The 21,254-nt window shown below is 39.6% G+C and carries 24 protein-coding genes; 3 read left to right on the top strand and 21 right to left on the bottom strand.

Annotation, left to right across the window (positions count from 1 at the left end; translation table 11 throughout):
- The first annotated feature begins 66 nt into the window (after positions 1 to 66).
- The 3 genes from CLV81_RS08665 to CLV81_RS08655 all read left to right on the top strand — a co-directional run bounded on the left by CLV81_RS08665 (position 67) and on the right by CLV81_RS08655 (position 3,340).
- The gene (locus CLV81_RS08665) at positions 67 to 267 is read left to right on the top strand and encodes a dodecin family protein (protein WP_106144620.1); all 201 of its coding nucleotides are present in this window, start codon (positions 67 to 69) and stop codon (positions 265 to 267) included.
- A 141-nt stretch (positions 268 to 408) separates the two neighbouring features.
- The gene (locus tag CLV81_RS08660; RefSeq protein ID WP_106144955.1) at positions 409 to 2,442 is read left to right on the top strand and encodes a thioredoxin domain-containing protein; all 2,034 of its coding nucleotides are present in this window, start codon (positions 409 to 411) and stop codon (positions 2,440 to 2,442) included.
- A gap of 70 nt (positions 2,443 to 2,512) precedes the next feature.
- Positions 2,513 to 3,340 (top strand): mechanosensitive ion channel family protein, encoded by an 828-nt coding sequence (locus CLV81_RS08655; protein WP_106144619.1) that lies wholly within the window; start codon positions 2,513 to 2,515, stop codon positions 3,338 to 3,340.
- Here CLV81_RS08655 and tsaB read toward each other — a convergent pair.
- The 21 genes from tsaB to gcvH all read right to left on the bottom strand — a co-directional run bounded on the left by tsaB (position 3,337) and on the right by gcvH (position 21,231).
- Complete coding sequence (tsaB, locus tag CLV81_RS08650; protein WP_106144618.1) at positions 3,337 to 4,011, bottom strand: tRNA (adenosine(37)-N6)-threonylcarbamoyltransferase complex dimerization subunit type 1 TsaB; 675 nt, start codon at positions 4,009 to 4,011, stop codon at positions 3,337 to 3,339. The genes CLV81_RS08655 and tsaB overlap by 4 nt on opposite strands.
- A 15-nt stretch (positions 4,012 to 4,026) precedes the next feature.
- Complete coding sequence (locus CLV81_RS08645) at positions 4,027 to 5,364, bottom strand: TolC family protein (RefSeq protein ID WP_106144954.1); 1,338 nt, start codon at positions 5,362 to 5,364, stop codon at positions 4,027 to 4,029.
- Between the two features lie 31 nt (positions 5,365 to 5,395).
- Complete coding sequence (locus tag CLV81_RS08640; protein ID WP_106144617.1) at positions 5,396 to 6,535, bottom strand: efflux RND transporter periplasmic adaptor subunit; 1,140 nt, start codon at positions 6,533 to 6,535, stop codon at positions 5,396 to 5,398.
- A 31-nt stretch (positions 6,536 to 6,566) separates the two neighbouring features.
- Positions 6,567 to 7,832 carry an ABC transporter permease gene (locus CLV81_RS08635; RefSeq protein WP_106144616.1) on the bottom strand — a complete coding sequence of 422 codons (1,266 nt, stop codon included), beginning with the start codon at positions 7,830 to 7,832 and terminating at the stop codon, positions 6,567 to 6,569.
- A gap of 1 nt (position 7,833) precedes the next feature.
- A complete protein-coding gene (locus CLV81_RS08630; protein WP_106144615.1) occupies positions 7,834 to 9,063 on the bottom strand; it encodes an ABC transporter permease in 1,230 nt (409 codons plus the stop codon).
- A complete protein-coding gene (locus CLV81_RS08625) occupies positions 9,053 to 9,757 on the bottom strand; it encodes an ABC transporter ATP-binding protein (protein WP_106144614.1) in 705 nt (234 codons plus the stop codon). The genes CLV81_RS08630 and CLV81_RS08625 overlap by 11 nt, the downstream gene beginning before the upstream one ends.
- Positions 9,758 to 9,854: 97 nt before the next feature.
- Entirely contained in the window at positions 9,855 to 10,967 is a 1,113-nt protein-coding gene (locus CLV81_RS08620) for an efflux RND transporter periplasmic adaptor subunit (RefSeq protein ID WP_106144613.1), read from the bottom strand.
- A gap of 30 nt (positions 10,968 to 10,997) precedes the next feature.
- Positions 10,998 to 12,260 (bottom strand): ABC transporter permease, encoded by a 1,263-nt coding sequence (locus CLV81_RS08615; RefSeq protein WP_106144612.1) that lies wholly within the window; start codon positions 12,258 to 12,260, stop codon positions 10,998 to 11,000.
- Between the two features lie 21 nt (positions 12,261 to 12,281).
- A complete protein-coding gene (locus tag CLV81_RS08610; protein WP_106144611.1) occupies positions 12,282 to 13,526 on the bottom strand; it encodes an ABC transporter permease in 1,245 nt (414 codons plus the stop codon).
- 114 nt (positions 13,527 to 13,640) lie between these two features.
- Positions 13,641 to 13,856: a hypothetical protein gene (locus CLV81_RS08605; protein ID WP_106144610.1), complete on the bottom strand. Its 216-nt coding sequence runs from the start codon at positions 13,854 to 13,856 to the stop codon at positions 13,641 to 13,643.
- Positions 13,857 to 13,859: 3 nt separating this feature from the next.
- Entirely contained in the window at positions 13,860 to 14,396 is a 537-nt protein-coding gene (locus CLV81_RS08600; protein WP_106144609.1) for a DUF420 domain-containing protein, read from the bottom strand.
- Positions 14,393 to 15,139 (bottom strand): SCO family protein, encoded by a 747-nt coding sequence (locus CLV81_RS08595; protein WP_106144608.1) that lies wholly within the window; start codon positions 15,137 to 15,139, stop codon positions 14,393 to 14,395. Before CLV81_RS08595 ends, CLV81_RS08600 begins: the two co-directional genes overlap by 4 nt.
- The gene (locus CLV81_RS08590; RefSeq protein WP_106144607.1) at positions 15,120 to 15,752 is read right to left on the bottom strand and encodes a hypothetical protein; all 633 of its coding nucleotides are present in this window, start codon (positions 15,750 to 15,752) and stop codon (positions 15,120 to 15,122) included. Before CLV81_RS08590 ends, CLV81_RS08595 begins: the two co-directional genes overlap by 20 nt.
- Before the next feature lie 69 nt (positions 15,753 to 15,821).
- Positions 15,822 to 16,205 carry a cytochrome C oxidase subunit IV family protein gene (locus tag CLV81_RS08585; protein WP_106144953.1) on the bottom strand — a complete coding sequence of 128 codons (384 nt, stop codon included), beginning with the start codon at positions 16,203 to 16,205 and terminating at the stop codon, positions 15,822 to 15,824.
- 54 nt (positions 16,206 to 16,259) lie between these two features.
- On the bottom strand, positions 16,260 to 17,234 hold the full coding sequence (locus CLV81_RS08580; RefSeq protein WP_106144606.1) for a cytochrome c oxidase subunit 3: 975 nt from the start codon (positions 17,232 to 17,234) through the stop codon (positions 16,260 to 16,262).
- 92 nt (positions 17,235 to 17,326) lie between these two features.
- Complete coding sequence (locus tag CLV81_RS08575) at positions 17,327 to 17,908, bottom strand: cytochrome c oxidase subunit 3 (RefSeq protein ID WP_106144605.1); 582 nt, start codon at positions 17,906 to 17,908, stop codon at positions 17,327 to 17,329.
- 4 nt (positions 17,909 to 17,912) lie between these two features.
- Entirely contained in the window at positions 17,913 to 18,815 is a 903-nt protein-coding gene (gene cyoE / locus CLV81_RS08570; protein ID WP_106144604.1) for a heme o synthase, read from the bottom strand.
- Positions 18,816 to 19,078: 263 nt separating this feature from the next.
- Positions 19,079 to 19,582: a hypothetical protein gene (locus CLV81_RS08565; protein ID WP_106144603.1), complete on the bottom strand. Its 504-nt coding sequence runs from the start codon at positions 19,580 to 19,582 to the stop codon at positions 19,079 to 19,081.
- A gap of 117 nt (positions 19,583 to 19,699) precedes the next feature.
- Positions 19,700 to 20,404, bottom strand: a complete 705-nt coding sequence (locus CLV81_RS08560; RefSeq protein ID WP_106144602.1) for an energy transducer TonB — start codon at positions 20,402 to 20,404, stop codon at positions 19,700 to 19,702.
- Positions 20,405 to 20,456: 52 nt separating this feature from the next.
- The gene (locus CLV81_RS08555; protein WP_158259103.1) at positions 20,457 to 20,858 is read right to left on the bottom strand and encodes a VanZ family protein; all 402 of its coding nucleotides are present in this window, start codon (positions 20,856 to 20,858) and stop codon (positions 20,457 to 20,459) included.
- The gene (gcvH, locus tag CLV81_RS08550) at positions 20,851 to 21,231 is read right to left on the bottom strand and encodes a glycine cleavage system protein GcvH (RefSeq protein ID WP_106144600.1); all 381 of its coding nucleotides are present in this window, start codon (positions 21,229 to 21,231) and stop codon (positions 20,851 to 20,853) included. The genes CLV81_RS08555 and gcvH overlap by 8 nt, the downstream gene beginning before the upstream one ends.
- Positions 21,232 to 21,254: the final 23 nt, after the last annotated feature.

Below are 21,254 nucleotides of genomic sequence, written 5' to 3'. Positions count from 1 at the left end.
CAGCTCTTAGGCAGAGAAAAAATGCTCATTTTTCACTAACTTCAATAAATTTTAAAAACATTGACCATGGCAGTTCTAAAAGTAATTGAAGTATTGGCGAATTCGGATGAAAGTTGGGAAGACGCAACGAAAAATGCGTTGGAACAAGCCTCTAAATCCGTGAAAAATATACGCTCGGTGTATATTAATGAACAAAGTGCCTCCGTTAAGGATGGAAAAATTGATGATTACCGCGTAAATGTCAAGATTACCTTTGAAGTAAAGTAAATTCAAAGGTAGTACGATAAGTAAAAGCGCCTAATTGGCGCTTTTTTTACTGTTAAGGATAAAATATTGAAGTACTTACCTTTCATACCGGTTCAATTTCTATTTTTTATACTACTAGGTTGTACCCAAAAATCCAAAGAAGTGACCCACAAATTTACAAATGACCTTATTCACGAAACCAGTCCCTATTTGCTACAACATGCACACAACCCCGTGAATTGGGAAGCATGGAAACCCGAAGTACTGGAACGTGCCCAAAAAGAGGATAAATTATTGATTATAAGTATCGGATATGCGGCCTGTCACTGGTGTCATGTAATGGAACATGAGTGCTTTGAAGATGAAGAGGTGGCCCAAACCATGAACAAGAACTTCATTAACATAAAAATTGACCGAGAAGAAAGACCAGATGTAGACCAAATCTATATGGATGCCATCCAATTGATGTCTGGCCAAGGGGGGTGGCCCTTAAACATCGTTGCTTTACCCAACGGCAAACCCTTTTGGGGTGCTACCTATGTGCCAAAAGATAATTGGATAAAGTCACTAGAACAACTCACCGATTTGTATAAAAATGAACGTTCCAGAGTAGAGGAATACGCAAATAGCCTCTCTCAAGGAATAACCGCAGTCAACTTGGTTGAAACCCAAGAAAACGCTTCGATTTATAGTTTAGCGCAGTTGGATGTTGCTATCAGAAAATGGTCGCAGTCTTTCGACACATTTTTAGGAGGATACAAAAGGGCTCCAAAATTTATGATGCCCAACAATTGGGAATTTTTATTGCATTACGCCACGTCTATAGAGCCTGAAATGATGGAGTATGTAGACACTACCTTAACGCGAATAGCCTATGGCGGAATTTTTGATCATGTTGGCGGGGGATTTTCAAGATACGCGGTAGACACCAAATGGCACGTCCCACACTTTGAAAAGATGCTATATGACAATGGACAGCTGGTAAGTCTCTATTCAAAAGCCTATGCCGTTTCACGAAACGATGTTTACAAAGAAGTAGTTGAGAAGACCATTGATTTTGTGATAGAGGAACTCAAGGATGAAAACGGAGGGTTTTATTCCTCATTAGATGCAGATAGTTTGGATGAGAATGGACATTTGGAAGAAGGGGCCTACTACGTATGGAAAGAAGAAGAACTTAAAAACATCTTGGGCGACGACTTTTTGCTATTCAAGGAATATTACAACATCAACTCCTATGGTCTGTGGGAAGAAGGGAACTATGTCTTGATTCGAGACAAATCAGATATAGAAATAGCTGATGAGCTTAAGGTAGATGTGTCCTATCTTAAGGAAAGAATGGAAAAAGCCCTTGCTCTACTAAAAGAGGAACGTACCAAACGAAAAAAACCTCGATTGGATGATAAAATTCTCACATCGTGGAATGGGCTGATGCTGAATGGACTAGTGGATGCCTATCGATATCTTGGAAATGAGCAGTATTTGGATTTGGCATTGGAAAATGCAAAGTTTATTGAAGAAAACATGATGAAGGAGGATTATTCCCTTTTCCGGAATCATAAAAACGGAAAAAGCAATATCAATGCTTTTTTAGAAGATTACGCCACCCTTATTGAAGCCTTTTTGAATCTATACCAGGTGACTTTTGAGGATAAGTGGTTGGACCACGCAAAAAATCTACTCGGTTATTCCCAAAAGCACTTTTTGGATGAAACCTCCAAAATGTTCTATTTCACTTCGGATGAAGACCAATCCCTTATCCGGAGAAGTATAGAAACTAATGACAATGTCATCTCTGCCTCAAATTCGATAATGGCCAAAAACCTTCTAAAGTTTCACAAGCTTTTCCCGAATGAAGGATATGGTGATTTGGCCAAAGAAATGTTGCAAAACGTTCAAGAGGATTTTGAAAGGAGTGCACAAGGGTATGCCAACTGGCTCCATTTGGTGCTATATGAACAGCAAAATTTTCACGAAATAGCGATTGTGGGTGAAGACTACAAAAAGATGGGTAGAGAAATTGCCAAAAAATACCTTCCCAATAGTATTTTGGTAGGATCTAAAAAAGAAGGAAAACTGGATTTATTGCAAAACCGTTACAACGAGGGTGAGACACTTATCTATGTGTGCATTGAAGGAGCATGTAAGCTTCCCGTCAATTCGTCTAAAGCCGTTTTTGAACAGCTTAAGAATTAATAAAAGTTTAAACACTTTTCTATTGTTCGGACCAAGAAGTTAATTTTGCTTTGCAACAAACAATGAAGTCATGGAAGAGTTAAAGAATTTTGAGAAGCACTTGGAGAATGCCATTGAATGGTTTTGGGATTTTATCCCAAATCTTGTCCTGGCCATAGTCATTTTTATTGTTGGCTGGTGGATGGTACGATTTATAAACAAGGTGGTTGCCAGGTTCTTTGATAAAAAGGATTATGAACCAACATTGGAAAGCTTCATCCAGAGTTTCATAAACATTTCTCTAAAGGTTCTTCTATTTGTTGTTGTAGTCACCCAGTTGGGAGTAAAATCTTCTTCCTTGGTTGCAATGATAGGAGCTGCCGGACTTGCCATAGGGTTGGCACTGCAAGGGTCATTGGCAAATTTTGCTGGAGGTGTACTTATTTTAATATTCAAGCCATTTAAAGTTGGAGATTGGATATCCGCTCAGGGTTTGGATGGAAGCGTAAAGCAAATCACCATTTTCAGTACCAAACTCAATACTTTTGGAAATCAGATTGCTATTATTCCTAATGGTCAGCTATCCAATGGAAGTATTGTTAATTATAATGGTGAACCCAATCGAAGAGAGAATTACAAAGTAGGCATTGGTTATAACTCCAATATAAAAACAGCCAAAGACATACTGTTAGCCATTTGTGAAGAGGATGAACGTATCCTTAAAGATCCTGCCCCGGAAGTGTATGTAGACAGTCTTGGTGATAGTTCTGTAAATCTTACCCTACGGTTTTGGGCACCCAATGATGTTTTTTGGCCAGCACGTTTCAACCTAATAGAGCAATCAAAATTGAGATTTGATGAAGCCGGAATCGAGATTCCATTCCCGCAACGTGTGGTTCACGAAGCCGCTACGGATTAGTTTTTTTTGCCTTGTAGAACAAAATCTTTAAGATAGTACGGCTCAAAATAAGCCACGTCTTCAAATTGCTTTTGTTGATACTTTTGATATGAAATAAAAGCCATTTCTTTGGCTGAAGGCATCAGAGAGGCATCAAAAGTGAAATTGGCATATTGAAGGATTTCGCTACACTTGGCAGCACCGCTTCCAACCACATGAACCTTTTCATACGTGCTAAACTCCTCAAAAGAAGACGCATCAATTATTTCTGCCCTTGTTTCCCGTACTTCTTTGTTGGTCTCATCATAAACCGCTGAATACACCTCCATGCGCCGTGCGTCCAAAACAGGAATAACCACCTCATTCCCCTCAATTTTGATCTTCCTTGCCATGCTTTGTAAGGTAGGTATGGAAATCAGTGGAATATCCAAAGAAAAGCACAATCCCTTGGCAGCGGAAACACCAATACGTAACCCAGTGTAGGAACCTGGTCCTTTGCTTACGGCAACAGCATCCAAATTTGAAAATGAAAGAGAAGCCTCTTCCAAAGTTTCCTTAATAAAAACATGCAGTTGTTCAGAATGCGAATATTCAACTGCATTGTTTTCTTTTAATAGGATTGTTTTCTCGTTTTCCGATATGCTGACCGAGCAATTGGTCGTAGCGGTCTCTAAATTTAGTATCAGGGCCATAGGGCCACAAAGATACTAGTTTAGCTTAATGGGGATGCCATAGTAGAACTCCAAAATTTTCAACCTGAAAATGTAATCATACTTAGTACGAATTACATCAGCCTCCGCATTGTCCACCCTCGCCTGAGCCTGACCAAAGTCGAAGGCGTTCATGAGCCCTACATCATATCTCTCTTTGGCATAATCGTAAGCCAACCGTCTTGCTTCCAGAGTCTTCTCAGCGGCATCATATGCCTTTCTGAAGGTGGTCACATCCACGTAGGCTTGTTGAATAGTAGTTTCCAAATCCAATTTGTCCAGTTCAAATTGGAGCTTTGCCCTTTCAAGAGTGATTTTGGAACGCTTAACACCATTTCGAGCACTCCAACCATTGAAAAAGGGAATGTTCATCTGAAGACCATAAGCCAATCCATCAAAAATCCATAACTGGTCCGTAAATGGGATGATGGAAAGATCGGTTGGGTCAAGGTTTTGATCGGAATACCTTGTGTTGTAGTTTATAAAGGCACTTAAGGTTGGATAATAAGCTCCTTTAGCAATATCTACATCTTTCTCTGCCAGTTCTACATTGGCTTGAGAAAGTTTAATATCGTTCCTAAAAGACAACGCTTTGTCGAAAATGACCTTAGGAGAATTCTTAAGAATATCCGAGGGAGGAATCTCAAAAGACTCGTCGGCTATGTCAAAATTTTCATAGTCCGTAATTTGAAGTAATTGGGCCAAACTCACTCTAGAAATTAACACTAGACCCTCACCGTTTACTATTTGTTGTTCCTGATTAGCTGCAGTAGCCTCTATTTCGAGCAAATCTCCTCGTGGCACTACCCCAGAAGCTACCAACTCTTTAGTTCTATTCAAATCTTGTTCGGTAACGGCGTATTGCGCTTCAAAAGTCTTCAACTGTTCTTTGTTGGAAAGCACCTGTAAGTAGGCATTTGCAACATTAAGTCGAATATCATCCTTTAGGTCATCCAGTCTATATTGATTGGCAATTGCATTTAATTTCGCCCTATTTAGCCTATTATAGTTACGTAATCCATCAAAAATAGTTACCGTAGAGGTTAAATCGCCAGTATAGTTCAACTGGGTGTTAACCGGCTCTTGAGAAGTTGGATTAAACGAAAGACCAATGTTTTCTGTCAATCTTGGAGTTCCATTTAAATCTGGCAATAAGGCTCCTATTGCATCGGACTTATCGATTTTTGCATTCTCCAAATCGAGTTCAAATTGCTCAACGGTCAAGTTGTTTTCAACCGCATATTCCACACATTCTTGCAAAGTCCACTTTCTTAACTGGGCCTGAGACAAGGAAATGGTAAACAGTGCTATGATGATTATTAGCTTACTTTTCATTCGTTTTTTGATTTTTGGTTCGTTATTTAGATTAGGCATCTTCCTCACCGTCCTCTTCCTCTTCTAAGCCTTTTTTGATGGGTTCCGTTTTGTTCCATTGCTTGACTTCATCACTTTCATCCAGTCCTGAAACTATTTCAACATTTACTCCATCGGATATCCCAATTTCAATATCTCTTCTTTCGAACTCTTGTTCTCCAATTGCAATTTCAACGTAGGGTTCTTCGGTCTCTTTATCAAATTGCAGAAGTGCTTCTGGAATTACCAGAATACTATCCTTCTTTTCCAAAGTCAAAGATGCGTTGGCACTGTACCCAGCTCTAATCAGAAAGTCATCCTCGACGGATACATCGCCTTCAATCTTAAATTGAACTGCCCCAGACTCTTCTACACCCTTGGGAGCAATGAATTTAAGGTTAGCATCAAACTCCTTGTCTTCAATGGCACCAAGACTAATTTTCAATGGCATACCCAATTCCAGTTTACCTACTTCACCCTCGTCTACTTTTCCTTCAAATATCATTTTCCCCAAATCGGCAATAGAGGCAATTGTAGTACCATCGTTAAAGTTGTTACTTTGAATAACCTGGTCACCTACTTCAACTGGAATCTCTAAAATAGTTCCGTTCACCGTTGCTCGGATATTTGTATTAGCAGAAGTAGACCCGCCTGCGGAACCTACACGAATAATCTGATAATCGGTTTGAGCGTTTTTCAGCTCTTGCACAGCTTGGTCATACTGCAACTGTAGATTGTTGAAATCCTGACTGGAAATCACGCCTCTATCAAACAAGGTTTTGTTGCGGTCGTATTCAATTTTTGTGTTGTTCAGGGCAATCTCTGCATTGTTCACCCTACCCCTCGCAGCATACAAAGACTGCTCATTGGGAACTACCTTGATTATCGCAATTAGGTCTCCCGCTTTTACAGGCTCTCCTTCTTCTTTATAGATTTTTTCAATAATTCCAGAAATCTGTGGTTTTATCTCCACTTCTTCCTGGGGGATTACCTTACCAGTGGCAACAGTCTTCTTTTCTATACTCGAAATGAAAGGTTTATGGGTTTCATAAGTAATGGCGGACTTGCTGTTTGATTTGATAAAAAACACAGCAGCCCACATGGCTCCAAGAACCAATACAGATATACCTACCCATTTCAAAATCTTTTTCATCGTGATGGTTTATTTAGTTTACTATTAGCTATCATTCTTCTCTTAATGCGTCTATGGGACGAATACTAACCGCACGTTGTGCAGGTATAAGCCCAATTAATGTTCCCAAGATGACCATTAACAACATGGCTCCAACCACATAGGGTATGGGAACGGTTGGATTTGTATATGGAAAATCTATCCCTTGAGTTAGATTGTTGACCAAGTTTAGGGTGGCCGCACCTAAAATTATCCCGATAATTCCTGCTATGAAAGTCAGGAATACGGACTCTAAAATAATCTGAGACCGAACTTCTCGAGGGGTCGCTCCGAGTGCTCTTCGTACTCCCAATTCCTTTGTTCTTTCTTTTACGGAAATCAACAGAATGTTTCCGATTCCGATGACACCTGCCAAAATGGTTGCTATCCCGATAACGAATGACAAAAAAGTCAATCCCTTGGAAAAGCCCATGATTCTGTTGAAAATCTCACCAAGATTGAAAGAGCCGAAAGCACGTTCATCAGTAGGATCCACTTTATGTATTCTTTTCAGAACTGTCTTAACATCTTCTTCCACTTGAACGACGTCGGCATCGTCATAGGCAGCAATGGTGAGCCAATCGATTTCATCACCGGTGTTATACAACCTTTGATAGGTTGTGAAAGGGATATAGATATCTCCATCCGTTTCAAATCCTCCTCCTGGAACAAATTTGTGGACTCCAATAACCTGAAAATAAATGTTGTCCACTCGAATATACTGACCAATAGGATTTTCATCTTTTTCAAAAAGTTCCTTTTGCGTTTGCTCTCCTATTACACAAACCTTCCTAGCCTGTTCTATATCGTCGTCGTTAATGAAACGACCACCATCATATATCTTTTTTGTCGCAATGCTTGTAAAAACTGGGAAATCGCCATACACCGCAAAATTGTTTGACTTTTGTCCTCTCACAATTAACGGTGGTGTGCCATCACCAAAAACTCCTTTTGCATTTCTTGGCGCTATATACTGTATCTCAGGAATTCGATTTTGTAATACACTCACATCTCCTAGTTGCAATCTGATTTGTCTTCCTGTTTTAAATCCTTCGTAGGGTTTGCTGGTGCTTTGTCCCCATGCAAAAAGGCTGTTCATTGCCACTGTTTCAAACTCTCTTTCAAACCCATTGTCCAAACCTTTGGCAGCTCCAGACATTGCGATATACACGAAGATTCCCCAGAGTACCCCAATAATCGTAATTATCGTACGGATTTTGTTCTTACTGATGGAACCAAAAATCTCTTGCCAAGTATTTCTATCAAATAAAAATCGCATTCTATTCGTCTCTTAGTGCCACAATGGGCTTTATCTTAGCGGCCCGCCGCGCTGGGACATAACCAGCCAGTGCGCCAAATACAATCAACACGAGAGTTGCAAAAATTGCAAAACCCATATTTATGTAGGGATTCTTGATAAAGAAATCCTCCAATTTTTCTCCCAACGAACTCAAAAGTGCAACCCCTATCATCATTCCCACAAAACCGGAAAAGGCGGTGATTACAATTGACTCCATGAGTATAGTTCCAATTACCGAAGCCGGAGTAGCCCCCATAGCTTTTCGGATTCCCAATTCTTTTGTGCGCTCTTTAACCACAAAAACCATTATGTTACTGATACCTATGATTCCCGCTATAATGGTCCCTAAGGCAAAAACCGAAGAAATAATCCCCAAAACAACGGCAAACTGTTGGTTCTGTCTGTAGTTATCTGCTACGTTTCTAATGAAAATTCCATTTTCATCTTCTGGACTAATAAATTTTTTATCACGAAGAAATTTGTCCAATTGTTTTTCAAAGGTCAGAGCTGCAGCGTAACCGATCTCTGGTTTAAAGGCCAAAATAATCTGACCTACCTCATCCGTGCTTTTCTCAATAAGTTGTCTTGTGGTATAAGGCATGTAAATGAATCGTTCCTCATTATCCCCACCGTCATCTTGGAACACACCAACAATTTTGAAGGCACTACCTCCTAGATCCACATATTTTCCAATGGCATCCTCTCCTTTGAAGAGGTCTTTTTCCACCAATCTTCCAATAACAATATGTTTGGCCTTATCTTGAATATCCGTTTCGTTGATATACCTGCCTTTCATCATAATGGTCTTCTCATTGAACTGATGCGCAGGGCCTACTGCTCGGTTAGTATAGTTGTTCGATTCCCCTTTGTATTTTACCAAAGCACTACGTGTGGTTCTTGGGGTTATATATTCCAAGAACATGGGAAAGTTTTCCTTGATATCCGCTATATCAGAATTATCAAATTCTATACGTCTCCCAGATTTGTAGCCTTTGTAGGGTTCGGAAGTTCGTCCTGGAAATAGAAAGAAAGTATTGGTTGCATCATCACTAAAGAACTCGTCAAAGGTGTTCTGCAGTCCATTCGTGAAACCCACCAAAATAACCACAATAAAAATACCTAAAGCAACCGTAAATCCTGATAAGAACGTACGTAGTTTGTTCTTCTTGATGGTATCAAATATTTCTTTCCAGGTATCCCTACTGAACATATTCTGAAGCTCTTACTTGCTCAACTTTTTTATCTTCAACAATTACCCCATCCCTTAGATGCACTATCCGTTTGCACATATGGGCAATGTCCTCCTCATGCGTTACCACGAGAATGGTATTCCCCTCATCGTTGATTTTTTGGATAAGGTCCATGACCTCATATGATGTTTTACTATCCAAGGCACCTGTAGGCTCATCGGCCAAAAGTACCTTAGGCTCTGCTGCCATGGCCCTAGCTATGGCTACTCGCTGTTTTTGACCCCCTGAAAGTTCATTTGGTAAATGCTCGGCCCATTCTTTCAAGCCCACGCGTTCCAAATAATTGAGTGCCTTTTCCTGACGCTCCTTTCTGGCAACTCTTTGATAGTATAATGGTAGTGCCACATTCTCCATGGCACTTTTATAATTGATTAAGTTAAATGATTGAAAAACAAAGCCCAAAAACTTATTGCGATATTGGGCAGCTTTGGTTTCGCTCAAGTCCCTGATAGGAACACCATCCAAGGTGTACTCTCCAGAATCTGCCTCATCCAACATTCCCAAAATATTAAGTAAGGTTGATTTTCCAGAACCTGATGAACCCATAATGGCAACAAGCTCCCCGGCCTTTGCCGAAAAATTGATTCCCTTAAGTACATGGAGGGAGTTGCTACCCATTTTATAGGATTTATGAAGATCTTTGATTTCTATCATGATTGGTGTTATTAGCTATCAGGATTATAACTCCCGTTATAGGACTTATAATTTGATGTTTTGTTACAAGAATAGATTACTTTTTTTTCGGACCAGATTAGTTAGCGTTTTCTTCCTCTTCAACACTGTTCCAAACCTTGATTTTATCATCAGCACCTAGTCCGGATTTTACCTCAACAAATATACCATCACTCACCCCTAACTCAATGTCCCTACGTTCGAATTGCTGATCCGAAGTTTCAATTTCAACAAAGGGCTCTTTGGTATTGTCATCAAATTGCACAAGAGCTTCTTTTAGTGCAAGAACACTGTCCGCGCGAGCCAGTATGATGGAGGCATTTGCGCTGAGTCCAGCTCTAATAAATGTTGTGTCTTCTTTGGTCAAAGTCCCTTTAATTTCAAACTGGATAGCCCCATTCTCCTCTTTTCCTTTGGGAGCTATGTAATCCAAAACAGCGTCAAAAATTCTATTCTCTATAGCGCCAACAGTAATCTCCAAAGGCAAGTCCTCTTTAATTTTTCCAACCTCAGACTCATCAACCTTCCCTTCAAATATCATCTTTTCCACATCGGCAATGGCAGCAATAGTGGTTCCTTCATTGAAATTATTGCTTTCAATTACCTGATTCCCTACCTCAACTGGTACTTCGAGCACCATACCACTTACCGTAGCACGAATCAAGGTATTGGCAGCACTACTTAAACCTCTAGTGGTACCTGTTTTTACAATATCGTACCGTTCGTTTGCAGCTCTATAAGATTGTTTGGCTTGATCATAAGTGACCTGGGCTCTTTCCAAATCGGCCTGTGGGATTACCCCTTTGTTGAAAATGGCTAATTGACGGTCATAATTTCTTTTTTGATCCTCCAGATTTATTTTGGCTTCATTGATAGCATTCCGGGCATCATTCAATGCTGTTAAATTGGGGACAACTTTTATTTTAGCCAATAAATCGCCCGATTTCACATAGTCTCCACCTTCCACATAAATCTCATCAATGACTCCCGAAATGTTCGGTTTTATCAATACTTCTTCCAAAGGAAGAATACTACCTGTGGCCACTGCTTTTTTGACAATACTCTGTTTGGACAATTGCTCCGTCTTATAGACTACTGGATCTTCTGCATTCTTTTGGTACAGATAATACATTGACCCTCCAAATATTACTAGAATTAAGACCAGAATGACAATGGTTACTGATTTTTTCATTTTTTTCTATAGTTTGATTTGATTGATTTTTTATTCAGTTCTTAAAGCTTCAATGGGTCGCACGCGTATGGCACTGTTAGCGGGAATAAATCCAGCAAGTAATCCTGATATCATTAAAATCATCAAAGCTCCACTAACTACTCCAACACTTACACTGGGATTTAAAAACATATCTACTGGGCCCACACTATCCAACAGGGAATTGATTCCATAAATGACCAACGAGCCAAGAATAATACCGGTCATTCCAGATATTATTGTCAAGAAAATGGACTCCATCAGTATTTGCAGTTTAATGGACCATGGGGATTCCCCCAATGCTCTTCGTATACCTATTTCCTTGGTTCTTTCTTTTACCACAATCAGCATAATATTGCTCACACCGATTATTCCGGAAAGCAAAACCATAATACCTACAATGTAAGCTACCGCCTTTAAGGCTCCGAACAAGCTCTCAACACGGTTATACTGTTCATAAAGGTCAAAATATCCAATGGCCCTATTATCTTCTGGATGTACTTTGTGCCTTTTCTTCATTTCACCCACAATATCCTCTTTCAAAACCGAAATTGAATGGCCATCATGCGCAGTAATCGCCATCCAACCTACTTCTTCCCCTCTATTAAAAGCTTGGGAAAAAGATGTAAAGGGAACAAAGATTTCTTTTTGGGCTTCCTCTCCATCCCCATCATTACTGTTCTTTTTGTAGGTGCCTATCACCATAAAATTGACACCTTGAATTTTGATATAGGTACCAAGAACATCTTCACCTTTTTCATAGAGGTCACTTTTTATACCCCTACCAATGACCGCTACTTTTCTTTTTTCGTTGATATCGTTATAATTGATAAAGCGCCCCGAAGTGACCGTCATAGGGTCTTGATTGATAATCTCTGGGTAATCACCATATATGTTATAGGAACCGGTTCGTATGCCACGAACTACATTGTTTCCACCACTCCTAAATCCGCTTAGTTGGTTACGTGGTGAAATAAACCGGAGATTTGGGACATTATCTTGAATCGCCTGAACATCGCTTGTTCTAAATTCAAAGCTTCGTCCCTTGGGAAGACCTTCGTAGGCCCTAGTTGTACTTCGGGTCCACATGAACATTGTGTTCGTGGCTATATCCCCGAAATCCTTTTTAATTCCATTTTCCAATCCCTTACCGGCAGCTAGCAATACAATGAGAATGAAGATTCCCCAACAGACACCAAAGGCAGTAAAAATTGTCCTCCAAACGTTGCTGGTCAGTACCTCAAGTATTTCTTTCCATCTGTCTTTGTTGAACATTTCTGTGCTTGCTTTATCCTTTTATTCTTCTCGCAATGATTCTATCACCTGAACTTTTGCCGCTCTCCAAGCTGGAACAAATCCCGCAAGGGTTCCTGCCAATATGAGTACCAGCACAGTTGCGAAAGCCACGTTGAAATTCACCGAGGGGTTGACCACATAATCCACTTCTACGTTGGGTCCAACTATTTCAAGTAATGCCATGCTAAAAATAAGTCCAGCAAAACCTGAAATGGCCGTTACAAAAATGGACTCGTGCAAAATCATTCCTACAATGGACCAGGGTTTCGCTCCCAATGCTTTCCGAATCCCAATTTCTCGGGTCCTTTCCCGAACCACAATCAGCATAATGTTACTCACCCCCACAACTCCGGCTACAATCGTGCAAACTCCAACAAACCAGAAAAAAATCTTAATGTTGCCCGTTAGTCCATAATAGCGCTTCGCTTCCTCCATGGCACTCCATACCTCCATGGCGCCATTATCGTCTGGTGCTACAGTATGCGCTTGTTGCAAATAGCTTTGCAAGTTCTCTTTAAACTCTACAGCCTGGGCAACTGCTTGGTCAAAATTCTCAACTGGGGGAAGTGTATAAGATAGATTGTTTACCCTATTACCACCATTGAAAACACGCTGTGCTGTTGTTATTGGAATATAAATTCGTTCTTCTTCCCGTTCATTCATTTCTTTGAAAACACCAATAATTTTGAAGGGAATTCCTGAAATATCAATGTATTCACCAAGCGGGGAATCTATTTTGTTGAAAACATCGTTCCGTATTTTTTTTCCAATAATGGCTACTTTTCCCATCGACATTTCATCTTGGAAATTGACAAAACGTCCCTCAATCATTCCGGTATTTTCTATGAACTGAAAGTCAGAAGCCACTCCTTGCACGCTATATACAAGTGCTTCTTTTCCATAGTTTACTGTGATATCCCTAACAAAGATTCGCGCGGATTCATATTCTATGTCTTCCCTGTACATAGAACTCACCGTTTCGAAATTGTCATTTATAAACTGGATTCTTCTTCCAGGGTTTAGTCCTTTGTATTCTTTGGAAGTAACCCCTGGCCAGGCCCAAACACTTGTGGATGCATCTTGCTTGAACTCCTGTTCAATGCCATTTTGCATGCCTTGACCAAATCCTAATAAAATAACCAATATGAATATCCCGGAAGCTACGGATAGTCCGGTAAGGAAAGTACGTAATTTGTTCTTTCGTATGGTGTCAAATATTTCTTGCCACCTTTCTAAATCGAACATGTGGTTGGTGTTTGGTGATTGATGAAATACGCAAGCGTACACTTATACGACGACAAGTAAATCCTAATGTTACACTAAATGCGTAAAAAAAATGTTAATTTTTAAGTAACCCCTTTATCGACGCATCTTTCGATAGATAAAAAAGAAGAGCCCTGCTACTAAAATGTAAGGTATAGCCATCAAATAGACTATGCCATCGTTAAGGGCTTCAGCAGATTCCGGATCACCCTCGCTTTCCACAACCGCCCTACACATAGCGCACTGTGCATCCACAAATTGTGGCGTAAGAAAAACCAAAAAAAGTAGTACTATGGAAATCTTGGTTTTCATAAATCAATGCACATAATAAGGAGAAATCATTAAATAGACTACAACGCCTGTCACAGCAACATAAAGCCAAATGGGAAATGTATATTTCGCCCATTTTTTGTGAGCAACAAAATCCTTTAAATAGGCTTTGGAATAGGTTATCAATACCAAAGGTATAATGATTATGGACAACACAATGTGGCTAATCAGAATAAAGAAATAGACATATCGTAAAATCCCTTCGCCTCCAAATTTTGTGCTCTCCGAAGTCATATGGTAAGCCACATACATCACCAAAAACAAAACAGAGAGAATGATGCAGGTTGTCATCAGATTTTGATGCTGTTTCCTTTTTCCATTCTTGATAGCTAGGACTGCGAAAACCAAAAGTATAGCTGTTATTCCATTGGTCGTGGCGTAAATGGGAGGTAAAAAAGATAGGGGCTCCGCGTTGGGAATCTTATAACCAAACAATAGAGCAACTACCACCGGAATTACGATGGAAACAATTGTAATCCATCGGTTGTATCTTTTCGTTTTAAGTGAAATTTCCTGCGTCATTCCTCGAGTAATAATTTTTTAATGTCTTCTTTTAACATGGTTATTTGCTGAGGTTCTCCTTCTTCGTTGACACCTTGTTCCTCGGTGACCGTTCCACGATAGTATATAATGGGGTTTCCATAATTATCTTCCCTACTTCGAATATTTCCTTGTTTATCTATCAAGGCTAGCATACCAGAATGCTCAAACCCCCCTGGAGCACTGGAGTCTTCAATGGCCGGAAGATAAAATCCTTCTTGTGCTAAACTATAAATGGAATCCCTATCTCCTGTTAGTAAGTGCCAATCTTTATCTTCTATACCATACTTTTTGGTATAAGCCTTTAGTACTGAAGGTGTATCATATCTAGGGTTAATGGTAAACGAAGCAACTCCAAAATCTTCATACTCCTTAAAAGTATCCTGTAGTTCCACCAGATTTTTGGTCATTATGGGGCAGATGGTGGGACAAGTCGTGAAAAAGAATTCGACCACATAGACCTTTCCCAAATAGTCTTTGTCAGATATTAGAACACTGTCTTGGTTTCTAAACGAAAATGCGGGTACCCTACGTTTTTTACCTTCGTTTACCACAAAACCAACTTCTTTTCCAAGATTGGGAATGCTCATCCTATCGTTTTCTACAACGGTACCTTCCTTTAATCTTTTGGAAATTTCATACACAGCGAAAGTCCCGAAAATCAAAATTATGGCAGATACCCAAACGTAAGTGTATTTTTTCTTGCTATTTGCTCCTGTTGGCATTGTTCTTTTTTAAAGCTAATCGATACTCAGCCAAAATGATTTTTACGTCATCTTCCATTTTATTGTTGAGCTCAGCCACCGATGTTGTGTTGAACCCAAACTTTACCCCTTCGTCCTCATCATCATTTCTACCCCTAAGGTTTCTGTCCTTATCAATAATGAAAACATAAGGTGTGCTAAAATCTTGTCCCAACTCCAAATTGGTCCCTAGACTTCTAAAGAAGTTTTGGACATCACCTTCTTCCCCAAAGGCAAAATTCCATTTGTCCACTTCGGATAGAGCACCCAATTCTTCTTTTAAGGCGCCCACTTCATCCTCAAGTCCATTTGGAACAATCATCAACATTTGAAAATCGTTGAACTCACTGAACCGTTTATATATTTTTTGATTGAGATTGAAGGCGTTTCCTTTCTTTTTGCCAATATTCTTACCCAAAAAACCTAAGATGGTAATTTTATCTGTCAATTGGTTATCTCCTGAAAACTGGATGGGTTCAGGAACATTTTCAGTCAAGACAGGTAGTTTTCCGAAGTTGTTGACCCCTGAGGCAAAAAAGAGATATGCCACTAAAGGAAATATGAAAAGAACGACTAAAACAAAAGTTTTTTTCATGGAATCAATACTCTTGCAAAAATAAAAAAGACGGTTTTGAAACCGCCTTTTGCAAATGTTAATACTTTCTTAGAAATCCCAGGAAAGGAATCCTTCCTTGAATACGTTATAAATATAATCCGCTTCGAACAAGAGAATGAAAATCAGGTAACTGACCAAGAAAATCGGCGTCCAGACTATAGCCCTTCGCAAAGAACTTTTTTCGTCCCTTAAGTGCATAAAATCCCATGCAATATAGTAGGCCTTTACCAAGGTAAGGATGATGAAAATCCAATTTAGGAGCTTCATTCCCAAAAAGTAATTCTTTGTCAAAATTTCTGGCTTAAGGATACCCAAAGCCACCTCTACAGCAGTTACTATGGAAAGAAATATCAATACACCCCAAATTTTTTGGGTATTGGATTTGAACTTCAAAAGTCCTCTGAAAATTTCCAACTTATGTTCGTGTGCCATATTTACAATACTATTTTTAATAGATTCCTGCCTGAGCAGGAATGACATAGAAAATTAAACCAAATAAAAGAATGTGAATACAAAAACCCAGACCAAATCTACAAAGTGCCAGTACAACCCAACTTTTTCCACCATTTCGTAGTGGCCTCTGCGCTCATAGGTGCCAAGAATCACATTGAAAAAGATAATCACATTGATAACCACACCTGAGAATACGTGGAAACCGTGGAATCCAGTAATGAAGAAAAAGAAGTCGGCAAATAGGCGACTACCATATTCATTGCGAATCAAATTAGCTCCTTCCACCACCAGTTTGGCATCTTTCAATTTTGCCAAAGATTCTTGACGGGTAAGTAACGTTTTTTCACCCTCTTCATTGATGGTTTCCGTACGAATCAGAATGTTTGGACTCGCTTTGAATCCTTCAATCACTTCATTTAAAGAGTACGATGTTTTGTAACCTTCTTTTTGATACCAAATTCCGTTGGAACCTTCATGTTTTACTCGTTCTTCGGGTAAAGTCTTTGAGAACTCGGCCAAAGCGGCGCGCTCTCCAGTCTCAGCATTTACAAACTGAAGGATTCTACCTCCCTTTGTCTCTAAGGCACCAAAATCACCCTTAATGAAAGTGGCCCATTCCCAAGCTTGTGAACCGACGAAAATAGCACCTCCAATAATGGTAAGGAACATATACAGGATTACTCTGTTCTTCATCATTCTATGCCCTGCATCCACAGCCAACACCATGGTCACAGAAGACATAATCAGTATGAAGGTCATAAAGGCCACATAGTACATTGGATAATTACCATGGAAGAAAGGAACGTGGGTAAACACCTCATCGGCGATAGGCCAAGTCTCTATAAACTTGAACCTGGAAAAGCCGTAAGACACCAAGAAACCCGAAAAGGTCAAAGCATCCGAGACAATAAAGAACCACATCATCAATTTTCCGTAGCTTGCGCCTAGTGGGCGGTTGCCGCCTCCCCAAACGTTATCTTCTGCACCGGTTGTAACCGTAGAATCCATAAATATGTTCGTTTTAATAAAACTTTAGCAAAAATACACCTTTTACTGTATTCCAAAAGGCAAAGTGGAATGAAAACTCCCCTTCAAAAAAATTATTTTACGAAATACATGAAAAGTATCAAATACACCCACAAAATATCTAAAAAATGCCAAAATGTAGCACCCAATTCCAAGCCCAACATATTCTCTGGTGTGTATTTTGAACGCAATTGTTGCACAAGCACCACCAAGAGCGAAATAATACCAGCCACTACGTGCACGATATGCACCGCTGCAATCAAAAATACATAGGACATTTTGATGTTACTCGTAGGACCCGTAAAATAATAGCCGTTTTCCAACATTTGCGAAAAACCAACAAATTGTAATGCTATAAAAATCCCTCCAAGTACCAATGTGGCCAAAAGAAATGAAGTCCCTTGTCTTTGGTTATCTTTTTTTACTGAATTTTTGGCCAAAATATAAGTGAGACTGCTCAAAATTATTGTGGCAGTACTCCACAAAAAAGCTTGGGGCAAGTCCAAATCACTAATCCAATCGGTTCGTTTGCTACTTACAATGTAGGCACTGGTCCATCCTGCGAATCCCATGATCAAACTCACAATACCGAACCAAAGCATCATTTTTTTGGCGCGGTCGTTCTTCTGTTTTGCGGTTCCTTGGGTCAAATCCATACTATCAACTAATCAATTTATCTGCAACAAAAATTATCTGAATCAACGAAATGTAGGTCACACTGGCCAACATCAACTTCCTCGCGGAAGGATTATCCTTTTTGATATAGAGGTTAAATGCGAAAAGCAACATCACCAATCCGCAAAGCAAGACTAAAGCAGCAGCTGGGATTGTTAGATGGAGTCGTCCCGTAAACCCAAAAGCAGGCATTATCGAAATCACAATCATCCAAAAGGTGTATAATATAATCTGCAAAGCGGTGCTCCTATCCTTTTTCCCTGTGGGCAACATTTTAAACCCTCCTCTTTTGTAATCATCATCCAACATCCAACCCAGTGCCCAAAAATGGGGAAACTGCCAAAAAAACTGAATCATAAAAAGGGTCCCAGGCTCTATACCAAAATCGTTGGTGGCCGCAACCCAACCCAACATAAAGGGTATGGCACCAGGAAAAGCCCCGACGAAAACCGCAAGTGGCGTTTTTGTCTTTAACGGGGTGTAAACACTGGTATATAAAAAGATGGATATGGCACCGAAAAGAGCTGTCTTTGGGCTCAAGGCATACAATGCCAAAACACCCAATAAGGTCAACACAATGGCAATGGTCATCGCCATGTTTACCGTCATCCGTCCTGAAGGAATGGGCCGATTCCGCGTTCGCTTCATGAGCGCATCCAGGTCGCGTTCAATTACTTGGTTATAGGCATTGGAAGCCCCCACCATACAGTAACCTCCAAAGGCCAACAACAAAACAGACCAAAGGTCTATCTGATAGGCTCCCAAAAAATATCCGGCAATGGAGGAGAAAACAACGCTGACCGCCAATTTAGCTTTCGTGATTTCCTTAAAATCAGAATAGAACAGAGCAAGAGATGTACTTTTTAAGGAACCTACGGCCGACTTCATCTACAACGTTTATTGGGGCGCAAAGATAACGCTGGAAAGCTTCTTTTCCAACCGCTTAGGTGGGTTTGTTTACTTTTTAGGTTTTCTTAATGAACAGTTTGCTCTTAAGAATAACATCAAAAACTATAAACCGGGCTATTACAGTGGAAGAATCTTAAAAAAACGAATTACCCCAGCTTTTGTTATGGTTATTGTCGGTATATTTTGTTAGACTATCTTCCTGTGAGAAACAATTGGAAACCAAGGTAATTGGGTTCTGTTTTTTATTTACATGAGTTTTGAAAAAATTGCAAAAACCTTTTTTGCAATGTTGGATTATCGATTATTGCATGATCTTCATAAATTAAAGTATCGTTTCTAAACACCTGATAAAGACCACTATTGTCAAAGTTATACTTTACAATATCTCCAACTTTCACATTTAGTTCTTTGTTATCTTTTGACCTAAAGGAAATTTGACCAAGTTGAACCACATAACCTTTATCATTTAACATGGATACGATATTATTATTAAAAACCAATTGCTTCTCTCCCGTTTCATTAAACTCATGCTTCTCTAGACAGATGAACCCCACTCCTTTGTGGATTTTTTCTATTAGCCTCACTTCCCCAACAAAGTAGTAGTTGGTCTTATCTAAAAGTTCAATAAAATCCTTCCGCTTTTCTTCGCTTCCCTGCATCTGACTTACAACCGCAACAATTACAAAACCAATAAAAAGAATAATCAGCACGGAAACGGTTAAAAGAGCTGATAAGGTTTTTTTCATTTTTAAAGTGTCATTAAAGCAAGTCCTTTTAGCACTAGGATGTGACTCATGATTTTGCTAAAAAGTAGAAAGCCCCAGCAAAACTGCCGGGGCTTTTTTATAATTTCTTAGAATCTCTTACTGCAACTTAAAGGTAATCGGAATACTAAATGGAACTTTTACCGCTCTACCTCTTTGTTTCCCTGGAGTCATTTTAGGCAACCTTTTAATAATTCTTAAAGCTTCTGCTTCTAAGTTTTTATCCGGTCCACGCATCCTAATGTTTCCGATACTACCGTCTTTTTGGATTACAAAAATCACATTTACCCTTCCTTGCACTCCCATTTCCTGGGCAATCTCTGGGTAACGGAAGTTTTTACGGATGTGCTTCTGCATCATCTCTTGGAAACATTGCTTTTTATTACTTGCTTTTTCACATCCTGGAAAAACGGGTACGTCTTCAATTACTGCAAAAGGAACCGAAATATCTTCTTCAACTTCTTCAACCTCAACTTCCTCAACCTCCATAACCTCTTCCTCTTGGCTGGTTTCAGTTGATTCTATCACAGTCTCTTCAACTTCTTCCTCATCCTCAACAACTTCAATTACTTCTGGAGCTGCTGGTGGCGGTGGTGGCGGTGGCGTCTTAATTTGCTCCGTCATCGGCACCTCCTCATCCAACTGATCTTCAACATTTAAAGAAATGTCGTAGTCATTCGCTTTATCATACTTTTTCCATTCCATGGCCCCATAGACCAATCCTAAAACAGCTGCTAGCCCTATAACAAAATAGAGGGTGCTGTTTTTTCCTACATCAGCTTTCGGATTCTTTTTTAATTCCATTTTTTTGAGTTTAGTATTCGCTAATTTAAAATTTTTTTTGTTTAAGTAGCAATTAAAGTTTCCATTTTAACGGCTCTTTCTTAGTAAAATACCACAAGATGGCTAGTCCTCCTATGCACGCTCCAATGCTATTGGCCAATACATCTCCCCATTCTGCCATACGGTCTTTCGTCATACTATATTGTAACGCCTCAATTCCCATGCCATAAAATATGGCTGTTATCACCATGATCCATAGTGCCTTTTTCAAGGTAATTTTTTCGCGTCTCCACTCCCAAACGCTAAGACAGCCTAAAACCACAAAACCCGAATAGAAACCAAAATGCGTTATTTTATCGGCATATGGAATAGATATTGAGCCTGTATCCAACCCAGAAAAAGAAAATAGGCTGAGTGATGTAATAACAATCAACCAGCCTATGAACAATATGGTAAATACGTTTTTTTTAAGCACCAATTAAGGTCTTGTAATCTGCATCACTCATTAAACCTTCCACCTCTGAAGGATTACTAATCTTAATCTTAATCATCCAACCATCACCGTAAGGGTCAGAGTTCACCTTTTCAGGTTCATCTTCCAAAGATTCATTGAATTCAATTATTTCACCGCTCAAGGGCAGAAACAAATCAGAAACAGTTTTTACGGCTTCCACGGTTCCGAATACCTCTTCCTGGTCCAAGGTCTCGTCTAAAGTCTCCACCTCAACGTAAACAATGTCTCCCAACTCACTTTGGGCAAAATCTGTGATTCCCACTGTGGCCACATCGCCGTCTACTTTTACCCATTCATGGTCTTTGGTGTACTTTAGTTCTGCTGGTATGTTCATTTGTTTCAAAAAGTTTTAGTCCT

Origin of the sequence: Flagellimonas meridianipacifica (genome assembly GCF_003001695.1) — a bacterium.
Classification (GTDB): domain Bacteria; phylum Bacteroidota; class Bacteroidia; order Flavobacteriales; family Flavobacteriaceae; genus Flagellimonas; species Flagellimonas meridianipacifica.
This window is presented reverse-complemented; position numbering and strand designations above follow the sequence as displayed.

Bases quoted from the DNA above. Each gene is read 5' to 3' on its own strand.
- CLV81_RS08635 (WP_106144616.1), bottom strand. From the start codon at position 7,832: ATGCGATTTTTATTTGATAGAAATACTTGGCAAGAGATTTTTGGTTCC.
- CLV81_RS08630 (WP_106144615.1), bottom strand. From the start codon at position 9,063: ATGTTCAGTAGGGATACCTGGAAAGAAATATTTGATACCATCAAGAAG.
- CLV81_RS08585 (WP_106144953.1), bottom strand. From the start codon at position 16,205: ATGGCACACGAACATAAGTTGGAAATTTTCAGAGGACTTTTGAAGTTC.
- cyoE (WP_106144604.1), bottom strand. From the start codon at position 18,815: ATGAAGTCGGCCGTAGGTTCCTTAAAAAGTACATCTCTTGCTCTGTTC.
- CLV81_RS08620 (WP_106144613.1), bottom strand. From the start codon at position 10,967: ATGAAAAAATCAGTAACCATTGTCATTCTGGTCTTAATTCTAGTAATA.
- CLV81_RS08615 (WP_106144612.1), bottom strand. From the start codon at position 12,260: ATGTTCAACAAAGACAGATGGAAAGAAATACTTGAGGTACTGACCAGC.
- CLV81_RS08560 (WP_106144602.1), bottom strand. From the start codon at position 20,404: ATGGAATTAAAAAAGAATCCGAAAGCTGATGTAGGAAAAAACAGCACC.
- CLV81_RS08580 (WP_106144606.1), bottom strand. From the start codon at position 17,234: ATGGATTCTACGGTTACAACCGGTGCAGAAGATAACGTTTGGGGAGGC.
- CLV81_RS08645 (WP_106144954.1), bottom strand. From the start codon at position 5,364: ATGAAAAGTAAGCTAATAATCATCATAGCACTGTTTACCATTTCCTTG.
- CLV81_RS08600 (WP_106144609.1), bottom strand. From the start codon at position 14,396: ATGACGCAGGAAATTTCACTTAAAACGAAAAGATACAACCGATGGATT.
- CLV81_RS08565 (WP_106144603.1), bottom strand. From the start codon at position 19,582: ATGAAAAAAACCTTATCAGCTCTTTTAACCGTTTCCGTGCTGATTATT.
- CLV81_RS08640 (WP_106144617.1), bottom strand. From the start codon at position 6,535: ATGAAAAAGATTTTGAAATGGGTAGGTATATCTGTATTGGTTCTTGGA.
- CLV81_RS08610 (WP_106144611.1), bottom strand. From the start codon at position 13,526: ATGTTCGATTTAGAAAGGTGGCAAGAAATATTTGACACCATACGAAAG.
- CLV81_RS08655 (WP_106144619.1), top strand. From the start codon at position 2,513: ATGGAAGAGTTAAAGAATTTTGAGAAGCACTTGGAGAATGCCATTGAA.
- gcvH (WP_106144600.1), bottom strand. From the start codon at position 21,231: ATGAACATACCAGCAGAACTAAAGTACACCAAAGACCATGAATGGGTA.
- CLV81_RS08590 (WP_106144607.1), bottom strand. From the start codon at position 15,752: ATGAAAAAAACTTTTGTTTTAGTCGTTCTTTTCATATTTCCTTTAGTG.
- CLV81_RS08605 (WP_106144610.1), bottom strand. From the start codon at position 13,856: ATGAAAACCAAGATTTCCATAGTACTACTTTTTTTGGTTTTTCTTACG.
- tsaB (WP_106144618.1), bottom strand. From the start codon at position 4,011: ATGGCCCTGATACTAAATTTAGAGACCGCTACGACCAATTGCTCGGTC.
- CLV81_RS08575 (WP_106144605.1), bottom strand. From the start codon at position 17,908: ATGGATTTGACCCAAGGAACCGCAAAACAGAAGAACGACCGCGCCAAA.
- CLV81_RS08625 (WP_106144614.1), bottom strand. From the start codon at position 9,757: ATGATAGAAATCAAAGATCTTCATAAATCCTATAAAATGGGTAGCAAC.
- CLV81_RS08665 (WP_106144620.1), top strand. From the start codon at position 67: ATGGCAGTTCTAAAAGTAATTGAAGTATTGGCGAATTCGGATGAAAGT.
- CLV81_RS08595 (WP_106144608.1), bottom strand. From the start codon at position 15,139: ATGCCAACAGGAGCAAATAGCAAGAAAAAATACACTTACGTTTGGGTA.